This is a genomic window from Xenorhabdus innexi, from assembly GCF_002632485.1.
Classification (GTDB): domain Bacteria; phylum Pseudomonadota; class Gammaproteobacteria; order Enterobacterales; family Enterobacteriaceae; genus Xenorhabdus; species Xenorhabdus innexi.
The window spans coordinates 1-12240 of record NZ_NIBU01000042.1 but is presented as its reverse complement, the minus strand read 5'-3'; the positions used below and the strand labels follow the sequence as shown (position 1 = coordinate 12240).

At 37.1% G+C, this 12240-nt stretch carries 14 protein-coding genes; 4 read left to right on the top strand and 10 right to left on the bottom strand.

The window, feature by feature from the left end; genetic code table 11:
- The first annotated feature begins 15 nt into the window (after positions 1-15).
- The 4 genes from Xinn_RS14680 (at position 16) to Xinn_RS14660 (ending at position 4381) form a co-directional block, all read left to right on the top strand.
- Entirely contained in the window at positions 16-471 is a 456-nt protein-coding gene (locus Xinn_RS14680) for a YaiI/YqxD family protein (protein ID WP_086953161.1), read from the top strand.
- 396 nt (positions 472-867) lie between these two features.
- Positions 868-2586: a thiamine pyrophosphate-dependent enzyme gene (locus Xinn_RS14675; protein WP_086953162.1), complete on the top strand. Its 1719-nt coding sequence runs from the start codon at positions 868-870 to the stop codon at positions 2584-2586.
- A gap of 376 nt (positions 2587-2962) precedes the next feature.
- Positions 2963-3181 carry a hypothetical protein gene (locus Xinn_RS14670; RefSeq protein WP_086953163.1) on the top strand — a complete coding sequence of 73 codons (219 nt, stop codon included), beginning with the start codon at positions 2963-2965 and terminating at the stop codon, positions 3179-3181.
- An 864-nt stretch (positions 3182-4045) separates the two neighbouring features.
- Entirely contained in the window at positions 4046-4381 is a 336-nt protein-coding gene (locus tag Xinn_RS14660; RefSeq protein WP_143706499.1) for a hypothetical protein, read from the top strand.
- 66 nt (positions 4382-4447) lie between these two features.
- Here the strand turns inward: Xinn_RS14660 and Xinn_RS23295 are convergent, their stop codons facing one another.
- The 10 genes from Xinn_RS23295 to Xinn_RS14610 all read right to left on the bottom strand — a co-directional run bounded on the left by Xinn_RS23295 (position 4448) and on the right by Xinn_RS14610 (position 12124).
- Positions 4448-4696, bottom strand: coding sequence for a hypothetical protein (locus tag Xinn_RS23295; protein WP_086953166.1), 249 nt, complete (start codon positions 4694-4696; stop codon positions 4448-4450).
- A gap of 693 nt (positions 4697-5389) precedes the next feature.
- Positions 5390-6589 (bottom strand): type II secretion system protein GspD, encoded by a 1200-nt coding sequence (locus Xinn_RS14645; RefSeq protein ID WP_086953168.1) that lies wholly within the window; start codon positions 6587-6589, stop codon positions 5390-5392.
- Positions 6586-7689 (bottom strand): zonular occludens toxin domain-containing protein, encoded by a 1104-nt coding sequence (locus Xinn_RS14640; protein ID WP_086953169.1) that lies wholly within the window; start codon positions 7687-7689, stop codon positions 6586-6588. Before Xinn_RS14640 ends, Xinn_RS14645 begins: the two co-directional genes overlap by 4 nt.
- Positions 7690-7694: 5 nt before the next feature.
- Complete coding sequence (locus Xinn_RS14635) at positions 7695-7982, bottom strand: DUF2523 family protein (RefSeq protein WP_086953170.1); 288 nt, start codon at positions 7980-7982, stop codon at positions 7695-7697.
- A 14-nt stretch (positions 7983-7996) separates the two neighbouring features.
- Positions 7997-9844 carry a hypothetical protein gene (locus Xinn_RS22785; RefSeq protein WP_086953171.1) on the bottom strand — a complete coding sequence of 616 codons (1848 nt, stop codon included), beginning with the start codon at positions 9842-9844 and terminating at the stop codon, positions 7997-7999.
- A 92-nt stretch (positions 9845-9936) separates the two neighbouring features.
- On the bottom strand, positions 9937-10182 hold the full coding sequence (locus Xinn_RS14625; protein ID WP_086953172.1) for a major capsid protein: 246 nt from the start codon (positions 10180-10182) through the stop codon (positions 9937-9939).
- A 17-nt stretch (positions 10183-10199) separates the two neighbouring features.
- Entirely contained in the window at positions 10200-10400 is a 201-nt protein-coding gene (locus Xinn_RS21815) for a hypothetical protein (protein ID WP_143706500.1), read from the bottom strand.
- 29 nt (positions 10401-10429) lie between these two features.
- Positions 10430-10759 (bottom strand): hypothetical protein, encoded by a 330-nt coding sequence (locus Xinn_RS14620; protein ID WP_086953173.1) that lies wholly within the window; start codon positions 10757-10759, stop codon positions 10430-10432.
- Positions 10747-11889, bottom strand: a complete 1143-nt coding sequence (locus Xinn_RS14615) for a replication initiation factor domain-containing protein (protein WP_086953174.1) — start codon at positions 11887-11889, stop codon at positions 10747-10749. The genes Xinn_RS14620 and Xinn_RS14615 overlap by 13 nt, the downstream gene beginning before the upstream one ends.
- A complete protein-coding gene (locus Xinn_RS14610; protein WP_244590217.1) occupies positions 11879-12124 on the bottom strand; it encodes a hypothetical protein in 246 nt (81 codons plus the stop codon). The genes Xinn_RS14615 and Xinn_RS14610 overlap by 11 nt, the downstream gene beginning before the upstream one ends.
- Positions 12125-12240: the final 116 nt, after the last annotated feature.

Sequence of the window (12240 nt, the reverse complement as noted above, 5' to 3'; positions counted from 1 at the left end):
CAAGAGGAATTTGTTATGCCTATATGGGTAGATGCTGATGCATGTCCTAAGGTTATAAAAGAAGTATTATATCGCGCGGCAGAACGTGAAAAAGTACAGGTCACATTTGTTGCAAATCAACGGTTAAGCGTACCTGCATCTGCTTTTTTACGTACATTACAAGTTCCTGCTGGGTTTGATGTCGCTGATAATGAGATTGTTCGTCGCTCCGAAACAGGTGATTTGGTGATTACAGCGGATATTCCGCTGGCTGCCGAAGTAATAGAAAAGGGGGCAATAGCACTCAATCCGCGTGGTGAACGTTATAGTGAGGCAACAATACGTGAACGCCTGACTATGCGTGATTTTATGGAGACCATGCGGGCAAGCGGGATCCAGACGGGAGGGCCTGCCACATTAAACCAGCGTGATCGTCAGCGATTCGCCAATGAATTAGATAAATGGTTATTGCAACAAAAAAAAGAATCCTGAAATCAAATATGACTATTTCGCAAACAAAAAGCACGAGCGGTTATTAATAGATTATTGCTTCAGCATTTTATATTTTAAATAATTATCACACACCAACCACCTACTAAAAGTAGGTGGGATTTTGAATATTTGAATATTTGAATATTTGAATAACAATAAAATATAACTTAATAAGAATTATTTCATCTATTTAGAGACTGGATGATATTTATTTCAATAAGATTTAAAGTTAACAAAAATGGAAAATAAATATAAAAATCCATGACAAATCATCTTTTATGGTCAATTTGATTGCGTTCTATTTTTATTGTTGTGGTTTTTATGAGATTAACAACTAATATAAAGAGGAGTTAATCGTTTCTTATCCATTCTTAATATGATTATCAGGTCTCTTTTATGAAAAAAAATGTTGCTAGTGTAGTCATTGATATCCTTCAAAATTCCGGTGTGAAACATTGCTATGGTATTGTTGGCGATACCCTTAATTATGTAACTGATGCTATTCATGACAGTGACATTGAGTGGATTCATGTCCGCCACGAGGAAGTTGGTGGTTTCGCAGCAGGTGCTGAATCATTCATTTCTGGGCAGATTAGTGCATGCGCGGGTTCTTGTGGCCCCGGAAGTTTACATTTTATCAATGGGTTGTATGAATCTCATCGGAACGGCGCACCAGTGATACTAATCGCAAGTCAATTAGCGACAGATATGACTGATAGCACTTTCCCTCAGTATGTCGATTTTAAAAAAGTTTATAGCGAATGCTCTGTTTTCTGTGAAGAAATTAGCAGTCCAGAAAAAACCATTGAAATTACAAAAAATGCTATTAGTGCGGCTCTGAGTCAAAAAGGGGTGGCTGTCATTATATTACCCGTCAATGTTAGTAAATCAGAAATTGAATATACATCAAAAATTACTGTTAATTATCATCCACCAAAAATAATTCCGGCCTTAGAAGATATTAAGGCATTGGTTGATTTATTAAATCAAGGTGAAAAAATAGGAATTTATGCAGGAATAGGGAGTAAAGACGCAAGAGATGAGCTGATTCAGCTTGCTGAAAAATTACAAGCCCCGATTGCACATACCTCGCGTGTAAAAGATTTTATTGAATATGATAATCCCTATAATGTGGGAATGACGGGAATGCTTGGTATAGAATCTGGTTTTACCATGCTAAAAAATTGTAATACCTTGTTATTATTAGGTACTGATTTTGCCTGGCCTCAATTTTTCCCTAAAAAGGCAACTATTATACAAGTCGACACTAATTCAGCTAACTTAGGAAAACGTCATCCTGTGCATTTAGGAATTACTGGAGATGTTAAAGAAACGCTGTTACAGCTACTGCCTCTCATAGAAAAGAAAACAAATGACAGTTTCTTGCTCAAATCGATTGAGTTACATAAAAAGACACTGGAAAAAATAAATTGGCTGGATAAGGGCGCAAAATCAAAAATTATTCATCCTCAATATTTAGTTCAGCTTTTGGATAAACATGCCGATGCAGATGCTATTTTTACGGCAGATGGTGGTTCTGCGATGGTGTGGTTATTGCGTTATATTAATACCAATGGACAGCGAAGAACATTAACCAGCTTAAAACATGGCACAATGGCTAACGCGATGCCTCAGGCATTGGGGCTGAAAAAAGCATTCCCTAAACGTCAAATTATCTCTCTTTCTGGCGATGGTGGTTTAGCCATGTTATTGGGTGATTTATTGACCATGACACAAGAGAAACTCGCGGTGAAAGTGGTGGTGATTAATAATAAGTCACTAAACTTCGTCGAGTTGGAGCAGAAAGTAGAAGGGCTTCTTAATAACTATACGGATTTAGATAACCCTGATTTTAGCAAGCTTGCAACGTCATTGGGGATCTTTGGCGAATCGATTGAAACACCAAAAGATTTAGAAGAAACGATTATTCGTTTTCTAAATCACGATGGCCCAGCCGTACTGGATGTTCACACTTCGCCAAATGAATTGGTGATGCCACCAAATGTGGAATTAAATAGCGTGGTTGGAATGGGGTTATATACTGCGAAAGCGATTCTACATGGACGTAGCGAAGAAGCGATTGACCTTATTATCGATAATTTTATCCGTAAATAAAATTACGCTACTTATAGGTATAGGATATCAAGCAGACTTGATGTCCTAATTGAAATCAGTTCCTAGCGCCAAACTAAGATAGTAAAAGAAGAGTAGGGGATAGAGATAAAGCCGATATCGAGGTTGTTTTCCATATCTTTAATTTAACATAATATAGATTATGCGAACCCTTGATGCTTTTAAAAAAGTACTGAGGTTTAATCCTGAGTACCCGATCTTTCTTGCCCTAAAAACTATCTCAATTGGCGTTGTATACAAATCACTAATAACATTATCTATAGATAGTAAACATATCACATGTTTCCTGTCAACATGTCGTAGGCAACTTGCACACAAATTTTATAGAATAAAAGATTATGATGAACGGAGGCTGCTAATGAGCAATGCATCTACATTGAAAACTACCATCAGGTTAAAGAAGTCGGAATCTATCGATTTACAGGAAAAGGCATTCCTCTTAACAAAGAAAAACATCATGAGCGGACGGCAAAAAATTTATAGTGAGGCTGACTTGGTGCATTACGCAATTGAACAAATGCTGTCCATGATCACACTTGATGAACATGGACACCTAATTTTAGAAAAAGACGATTAGTTTTTAAGTAAAAAATTGAAATTAATGGCGAATATATCACAATTTATTTATATTGCTGATTGAAATATAAACAATAAAACCATATAACTCCTTAAGGCATTTAATAGTGAATGCCTTCTAAATAAGGAAATTTTTCATGCGAAAAACAAAAGTTCCATATGGTAGTGATGTATCAGCAGGCACATACACTTGTTCAGATTGTGGGTACAAATACTCTAATCAGAGTAAAACTTCTCTACCGCCTTGCCCAAAATTCATCCCAAACACTCACCCCATCAGAGGCTGGGATATAGAAACTGGTCAAGGTGATGCAGTAAAAGACCCCTATCCCAACAAAAAATAATCGTCAGTTTAGGCAGGAATCACCTGAAAGCCCGAAGATAACCTTAGACTACCCCCGTAGTACAGTACGGGGGTTTAGTATATAACATCAACTCCCATAGATAATAAAATCATACCGTCTTACACAAAGGAGAAAATAGAATGTATATTCCAACGACACCTAAAAGCCTCACTGTAGCTATAGTAATAATGTTTATTGCGTATATTTTTTTAAAATAAACCACACATATAAAAATTATAATCCCTCAAAGGATGCGTTAAAAATTCCCGATATGATGCTATCTTCACCATGTTGGGAATGCATATTAACTTCAAGTTTCTGTGATTATTTTATTCTTAACGACACAATTAGCTATAGAATCGATTTAATTTTCATCTATTAGCACCAGCAGTTTCATCAATGCTACTCAAGACCTGTATCTAAAATTATATTCCTTTGAAAATAAAGAATAAAAATAGCTATCAATGCTGAGATCAATTACAATCCCACCCCTTTTTTTTTATTTACACATGGCAACTATTTTGAAACTAAAAGAAGATGATCTGCAATTTGAAGATTTTCACAATTTTTATCCGGCTAAGGAAGCCTACGAAGATGCTTATAGGGAAAAATTACGTAAAAAAGCATCTTACTACGCTTTTCCATATATTGAACATATCCTCACGCTTATAAGACGAGCAACTAAAAATGGGAAATTCGAGATAGAATATTCCCCTCTTTGCTGGGATGGTCCTGACTCGTGTGGTTACACAACATATTTCCTTCAGTGTGCTGGGTATAAGATAGAGCGTACTGGCTTATGTCGTTCTACACTAAAAATCGAATGGGATGAGAAAATTTACGCAAATTTGGATTAATACGTGGCTGCACCCATTACGGGTTACAACCACTTTTTTCAACTGCTTTGTCATGCCCAAAAGTATTCAGTAATACCATTCAAAAGGCTTATTGTGTACAGGAAATGCCATTCCGTCAGGATCACAACCACTCAGTACCTGAGCTAGAAGAAATTTTACTTCTCGCCGCTCCGGTCTGGTCATCATTAAATTACTATGCCAAGATGGTGATTTATCAAACCATCTTGCACAACTTCTAAACCGTTTTCCTACTCGACGATAAGATTTCAATCGACCATTAGAAAGACGGTCACGCGTTTGATTTTTTACAGACATTCGGGATACCTTCTAAGTAATTAAATTTCCTAGAAAATATCAAGCTGCTCATATCCTATAATGTGTGTCATAAATGCCAACTTAGTTTTAAAATCATCCCCCATTATACGTGAAAGATGCTTATATTTAACGTGGAAAACACCCATCCTTAGCATGAAAAATACGTTAACTTACTGAAAAATATTACGGAAAATTTTTACCGTGCCAGCTTAAGCGTTCTTTTGTCTCCTACAGGAAACTTTCGAGTCACAGACAGTCCGCTAAAAGACAGCTTAGCAGGGTGTAGGGTAACGCCCGTCAAAGAAACGACGGGCTTATATCCGTATTCCCCGTCAAAGCCCCCCCCTTGTATCGGCGGGCTAGCCACAGCGTCCCCAGTAACTTTATCGAGCCGCCTTCCATGCCCTAAGGGCATCTAAACCCAAAACACGCTGACCACTTTCGCCCAGTTCATGTAATCTTTGAAACTATATATAACAATAGGATAAAAAATATCACGTTTCGTTTCGGCTAATTATCCATCAATGATTACGTGAAAATTTTAACGTAACCACGTCATATCAATAACTCTCAACGCCACGTTCCTGAATAAATTAGCTGTAAACATAAATAAATCTCCATATTTTAATTAATATCAAGTTAACAGGTGATCCGTTAAGATTCCACCTCCTCGCACCGCTGCGGGGGTGAATCTTAACGTTTCACCTTTTTAGCTTGCAGAATTATTACTATATCGGTTTTTGTATTTTCTTTACTGCTACTAGAGAACCAAGACGGCATGAATGATAATCCGGTATTTGCATCTGTATCTTTATTATCCGCCAATCCACCAATCAAAATAATGTCACCATCATTTACAGAAACCGACGTTTGAATATTACGTTTAATTAACGTTGGTGAGTTATCGACGCCAGTATGCGTTTTTGCAAAATTAGATAATTCCTGATTAATAGACAAATCAATCACATTTTGTCTCACTTCCGGCATGACGTTAAAAATCACACCCGAAGAACGATATTCAACTGACTGGATAGGCCTGTCACCGGAAAAACTGACATTCCCAAGAACCGGAACATCTTCACCTACAGAAAATGAAGCCAATGTACCAGAACGCGCCCGAAGAGATGGCGAACTAACCACAGTGAAACGAGAATCAGTATTAAAAAGCTCAACTAATGCATTCATACTACCAGAAGAAAACTTGATAAAGTTGTCCATACCAATACCAGAACCATTACCCCCAATTTGAATTGAAAAGCGCTGACTCAATAATTTAGCCGCTAATGCCAAACCTGACCCATTACGCTCCGTTGTCTGAACCTGATAAACATAACCACCTACATAAACCTCATCGGATACTGTATCAATAGAAGGTAAAATTTGCTCTATACGAGAAATATCCGCCTTAATTCCATAAAAAACCAACATATCACCCGACGAATTTAAAGGATTAACATCAGAAGAATTATTTAAAGTTTTAGTACCAGCATTACCAAAAGTACCGCTAACCACATTAGATAATATCGAAGTTAAATAGCTAACAGAACGATATTTAGGCTTATAAACAAAAGTATATTTAGGTATAGCCGGTTCAGTAACTTTAAGCATGTAAATATAATCCACTCCATTTTTTTTCATTACCCCAATACCCATATTATTGAGATAACGAATAAAAAAATCCTTTTCGTCAAGATCTGGTGTTATATGGAATGATACCAGTCGATCATCCTTAATAACATCCGGTGAAATCATAAAAGGCTTTTTAAATACTTGACCGTAAATAAAACTAACAGATTTAGGAATAGATACACCATCCAAATAGAAATCAACACCTTTAGCAAAGGAGAAATAAGGAAAAAAACACAACAAAATAATGGAAAATATTTTTTTCATTTTGATACACCACTAAAATAAGTTACCTTTTCCCCATCAACAAAACCAAACATCATGATACCTTTACCATGAAACTCAGTTTTATTAACCAGCCTTATATTGCCAGAAGAATTAACCAAAGTGACGTAATTATAATTGTCCACACTTAAAAAACCGGAAATACGCCACTTTGAAGAAAGACTTATTTGTTCTCTTGATGCTTCTTGAGTTCCTTGATTTCTGTCTCCTGAAAGCAAATTGTTTCCGACATTTCCCCCATCAGATTGTAAATGAAGTGCATCCATATCAGAGTTACCACCAGAGCCACCCAAGACAGAACTATTGTCAACGTTAGGATTAAAGTATTGGTAGATGAGATAGCCGCAACCGATAAATAGGAATAAATACCCAAATAAAAATACCCATAATTTAGTTTGAGAAAAAACATTTTGACGAGAATCCACAGTTGCTTCATTACCCTTCCCTCCATTGTAAGAATTATAAAGTTTAAAAATATTCTTATCATACTTATTTTGATAATACGTAGTACGACTAGATTTAGTAAATCTTACACCATTGTAAACATCAACACGATAACGACTCTTAGCACCAATCATCACTAATTTTGTCATCTTATAAGAGGTTTCAATCAATGGCTTTATCCGTCTGGCAATGGTATCAGGACTCTGATTCACTAAAACCAAATCACAGGATAAACCACTGTCAGGATCAGTAAAATGACGATGCTCTGCAATAAAAGACAGATGCTCAAGCGTCATCTGTTTATCTGACGACCAGAACCGCCAAACTTCATCAAGACAAATTAAATCACCAGCTTTGCAAAAGGTATCATTACGCGAATATCCTTCTTCATCACTGAGCTTGTAAGGAAAAAACCCCGACTTCATGACTTGATCATCTGTCACTGACACTATTTCACCGAAATTCTCTCCCTTTCCCTTAGATAACTTCAAAGCATAATCACGAATAGCATCAGGATTAATACCATCAATATTGGTCACAATCCGGCGACCTTTCATATAAGCAGGAAGAATAACGCTCTTAACGCATTCATGACTCTTACCCGAACCAGGAAAACCAAAATAAGCTGTAATAGACATATCAATTATCCCACAAAAGGCAGGCGACGAATGATAAAACGGGTAAACCAAGCATCTAACACTAAGTTGATGCCAAGAACCCCCTGAAACAAATTAATGAAGTACCACACCGAATCGGGTAACAAATCAAATAACGCCTGAATATTCCCACTCTTAGGAAGCAATGTAACAATCACTGCCATAAACTCTTGAACAATGAAAAAAAGGGAAAAAAAGATAATAAATTTCAGCACCGCCGCCCGAAAAAGATAAGCCAGTACCGTATTTAACGCCGACAATAAAAAACCGTACATTTCCGCCCCTCCCGTTACGCAGCCAGCACAATACGCAAGGCCAAAAAAGCCCAAGCAATCGACGTTATCAGTTCAAACAGTTTCCGGTTACGCTCTATCAAATCACAATGACCATCTACCACCGCCTTAAATTCGAATTCCCACAAAGAAAACTCGATATTAGCCACCGGACAGCTCGCATCTTTTCCGGTCAACTTAAATTCATCCATAAAGGACAAACTATCTATAATCGGTTGGGCAATATCTTTACCCGTCGGGGGTTTTTCCAAATTAGGTGATTTAATCTGAGGATCTATGCCAAGATCCAGTTTAAAATCAATATTACCCCCTCCCCCATTACCGCCGCCGTTATTATTAATCGTTATATCATGAAAAGATGAATCAATTTCAATATTCTGAATCGGTGAGAAAAAATCTAATGTGGAAATTTTTTCATAGCCCAAATCTTTTAAAACATTATTGACATCAGATGCAGTTACATAATCTCCATCACTCACCGTTATTCCTTCATAACCATTCTGAGCTGCCGCATCATACAATAAATCATTAATTAAATTAGCAACGATGGAATTATCAATAGATTTATCTTTTAGAAGGTTAGGTAATTCATTGGCTGATACAACTCTAACAGAAGATGATTTCAATTTATCATTAAAGTAATTCCCGTCATAATTTCTATTTAAAACAACAGAAACTGGAATGTCTGTCCTTTCAGCTCTAAACAAATAATCAGATTCTGACGGAGGTATACAAATGTAATCACCCCAAATACGATTCCCATCCGAATCTTGTGTTACCCTGTCACAAGGCTCAAAATTACTTTTTATCTCCTTTCTATTTATAATAACAGGAACGTTGGCTTTAAAATAATTATACGCATTCGGAAAAAACAAAGAATCTTCTGTATTTCTTGAATCAGGATTACGAATAACATTAAAATCTAAAACATCAATAGACTCCGAGGAAGTAATATAATCGAAACTATCATTATCACCGCTGACACTATTAATATAAAGTTTAGAGTCACCGCGCATTTCAAAACGTTTTACGACCTCTGTAAGCATTAACGATTTAACAGAACTTAACTCATCATCTTTTATATAAAAATAATCACCGCTTAAACTTGGTATATCTGATGAATAAGTTGCTAATTTATTATTAAAAAAATTAGATTGAATAACAGATGAAGGAACAGGGAAAGACTCAGTACCTTTACCGTCAAGAAGAATACCTTTAACCAAAGGGGTATCAGACGAAACTGAATCCCAATCAGGTTCAAAATTTACTGAATCATTACCATAAAGAATAACCGGAGAATTCGGCGAAGGCTGAAAATCAACAATCCGAGTTCGCCCCCCTACCTCAACTTTATACTTACCATTCCCTAACGAAGTACCGCTTGTCGCTACCTGAAAATCACCAGAATTAAAAGAATCAACCAACTCCGAGACCGTCATCACTCCACTTGCCACACTCAACCCCGCCCAAGTCGCTTGCCCCGCTTTGCGCAAAGATGAATTAACCGGAACAGTTGCCGCCCTTGATGTTGCTGAACGTGACATGGCACTGACGGTTGCTGCCGCTTTTTCTGCTGCTTCTTTTCTGATGGTTGCCTGTATTGCCGCTTCAGTTAACGGATATTCTTTACCGGCTCGCTTTGCTGCTGCCTTAGCCGCAGCCTGTCTAGCTGTTGCCTGAGTTACCGCCCGTTTTGCCGTAGTCTGAGCAATAACGCGAACCAATAAACCCGCTGCCAGAGCTGGATTAGCTGAAACAGGTTTAGGCCAGCTAATAAGTAAAAAAGAAAAACAAAAAGAATAAACGACTAGCCTTTGAATCCCTGAATAACAGCCCACGCGCATAACAGCCCCCAAATAAAAACAACTAATGTTAATAAGTCTGCCTGCATAAAATAAAAAAAGGGGCTTTCACCCCTTACCCTTAACCAAAAGTATTAAACCCCTTTAACGAATCTTAGTGCCCATTTAACGCCAGCCACGGTCGCATATAACGTAATAATCGTTCCACCAATGGCCATTATTGCTACCCCTACAGAATCAAAATTAATACGACTGGTTAATGCGGATAAATCCACATCACCCACCGCCCTAACAGGTTCATCAGCTAATGCGCTGGCTGACGCTAAAGTCACCGTAGAAACAACAAACAACTTCGTACATAGATGAGATAATTTAGACATTACTTCTATTTCCTATATTAAGCATATTTAACCATGCGAAAAACTTGACCTATTCCAAATGAAAATAGATACAATAAAATTACAGAACTAAATGCCAATCCCCATACTTTACCCAAATAAGGATAGTCATAAGAAATTGGAATTTGATTTGATATGTCTAGTAATATTTCTTGACAATTATTAGATATATCACATATAGAGCCTGTTAAAGAGGACATTAATATCCCTTGTTTTAATATAAAGTCATCTATATTTTTATTAACAGCTTTACAGTTTCCATAGGAACATAAGAAACATTCCATTGGTTAAACTCAAGTCTTGGCGGGTTATCACCAAAAGGTTTACCCGGATATAAACTAGAACCAGAAATTAGATACTTCCCTTCCGGTAAAGGATTTGGCTCTGATAAAGTAATAACTGTCTCTGTCATTGAACGAGGCCCCATATGGGCTATGACTCGCTGTAAATAATAAGGAGTAATTTCACCCGTATTTTTATTGGTACGGGTTTTTTGCTCAATTTTTACATCAGCAGCAGTGACTTCAATATAAAATGGGATTTTTTCTAAAACGGACATGTTGATACTCCTAATTTTTCATTTATTAATGTTTGGTAAATTGGGGGCAAATCTAATTTCAAATTCAAATCTGAAATATGTTCATCCCGTACTATCATGGACAGTGCGGCCTGAGTATCCCCTTCAAAGAAATGAATAACCTTTGCAATTGTGGAAGAGGCTTGTTTTCTAAGCCAATTAACCTTAGCTTCAATGGCATCAATAGCCTTACGACCTTCACCTTTAAGAACTTTATTAGGTTTTGCGGAATTAATAGAAGCTGCGTATGAACATAGTCCCGCATAATTTCCCTGAATATCTAAAAGAGCCTCAATCGGTATATCCTTCAATTCAGCTTCGGAGCGATACCAAGTACCGGAAACTTTCTGCTCAAGTGCTTTATTGTAAACTCGCCAATAAACTTTTGATTGCCGAGAACCTACTGTTACAATTTCTTTGGTATAACAACCATCAGCATCAATTTCATAAGCTGTTCCCAGCTTGGGTTTAGGCCCTTTTCCACCATAAAAAGCATCGTCTTTATAAGCAGACAATGCATGGTGGCAAGTGAATACTTCGTCATAATCATCAGTTGCCAAATCTAGCCGCTTTAATGAAGTGATATCCAGATGTTTGAACCAGTTATAAAGTTTTTCGGATGTAGTTCCACTCATCACATGAGCACACCCTTTACCACCGATCTGAACGTAAAAAGTACCTTTATTACCACCCCAGTAGATCATGCCAAAATGTTCATTACCACCATTTTCAGAATAAAGAACAGCAGAATCCTGATAGGCAAATCCCCCCGTTCCACGAGCTGGACCAACAAATAACCCAAATACAGAAGCGATAAAACGTCTTACGCGGGAATGCAAACAGGACAAAAGTTCTTTGTTATAACGCTCTGCTTTACGATTTATATCTTCAATTGAAGAAGAAAATACATCATTTGAATCCGGTAAAGATTCATAATCATCAATTGATAATGTGTCAGTAAATCTACTGTGCTGATATTGTCGATAAGATGGAAGATATTGGTATTTACGCCATTCGTGCCCTTTCTCCTGAAAAGTGTGAACATCTTTCATGCAAGATAGCGGCGCAGAGAATGCTAAATAATCAATAATAGCGTTTCTATCAGTAAGCATTTAAAGACTCCTGATAGCCAGTGAAACACCCTGATGTTGTCGTCGTAGAAACGAGCACAATTTGGCTACCATAGAGAGAGATGCATTCGAACATCAATTCATCAACGGATGGGTAATAATCCCATTCCCCATTAACAAGGGCATTGATGCCGAAACCTGCGATGTAATCGAAATAAATGATCTTCATAGCCCCTCTCTTGATAACCAAAAAAGAAGCTAGTGGTACATTCTGCATTTGATAACCTCATCAAACGAGCTTGAAAACCATTAAGTTTTATGGTTAATTAGCACACCGTTTCAATGACCATCAGATACCCCTAATTTTTTATGTGGAAAGCGCCAGCAGTCAAT

Excerpts from the sequence above, each read along its gene's own strand:
- Xinn_RS14680 (WP_086953161.1), top strand. The coding sequence starts at position 16 with ATGCCTATATGGGTAGATGCTGATGCATGTCCTAAGGTTATAAAAGAA.
- Xinn_RS14675 (WP_086953162.1), top strand. The coding sequence starts at position 868 with ATGAAAAAAAATGTTGCTAGTGTAGTCATTGATATCCTTCAAAATTCC.
- Xinn_RS14670 (WP_086953163.1), top strand. The coding sequence starts at position 2,963 with ATGAGCAATGCATCTACATTGAAAACTACCATCAGGTTAAAGAAGTCG.
- Xinn_RS23295 (WP_086953166.1), bottom strand. The coding sequence starts at position 4,696 with ATGTCTGTAAAAAATCAAACGCGTGACCGTCTTTCTAATGGTCGATTG.
- Xinn_RS14645 (WP_086953168.1), bottom strand. The coding sequence starts at position 6,589 with ATGAAAAAAATATTTTCCATTATTTTGTTGTGTTTTTTTCCTTATTTC.
- Xinn_RS14640 (WP_086953169.1), bottom strand. The coding sequence starts at position 7,689 with ATGTCTATTACAGCTTATTTTGGTTTTCCTGGTTCGGGTAAGAGTCAT.
- Xinn_RS14635 (WP_086953170.1), bottom strand. The coding sequence starts at position 7,982 with ATGTACGGTTTTTTATTGTCGGCGTTAAATACGGTACTGGCTTATCTT.
- Xinn_RS22785 (WP_086953171.1), bottom strand. The coding sequence starts at position 9,844 with ATGCGCGTGGGCTGTTATTCAGGGATTCAAAGGCTAGTCGTTTATTCT.
- Xinn_RS14625 (WP_086953172.1), bottom strand. The coding sequence starts at position 10,182 with ATGTCTAAATTATCTCATCTATGTACGAAGTTGTTTGTTGTTTCTACG.
- Xinn_RS21815 (WP_143706500.1), bottom strand. The coding sequence starts at position 10,400 with ATGTCCTCTTTAACAGGCTCTATATGTGATATATCTAATAATTGTCAA.
- Xinn_RS14620 (WP_086953173.1), bottom strand. The coding sequence starts at position 10,759 with ATGTCCGTTTTAGAAAAAATCCCATTTTATATTGAAGTCACTGCTGCT.
- Xinn_RS14615 (WP_086953174.1), bottom strand. The coding sequence starts at position 11,889 with ATGCTTACTGATAGAAACGCTATTATTGATTATTTAGCATTCTCTGCG.
- Xinn_RS14610 (WP_244590217.1), bottom strand. The coding sequence starts at position 12,124 with ATGCAGAATGTACCACTAGCTTCTTTTTTGGTTATCAAGAGAGGGGCT.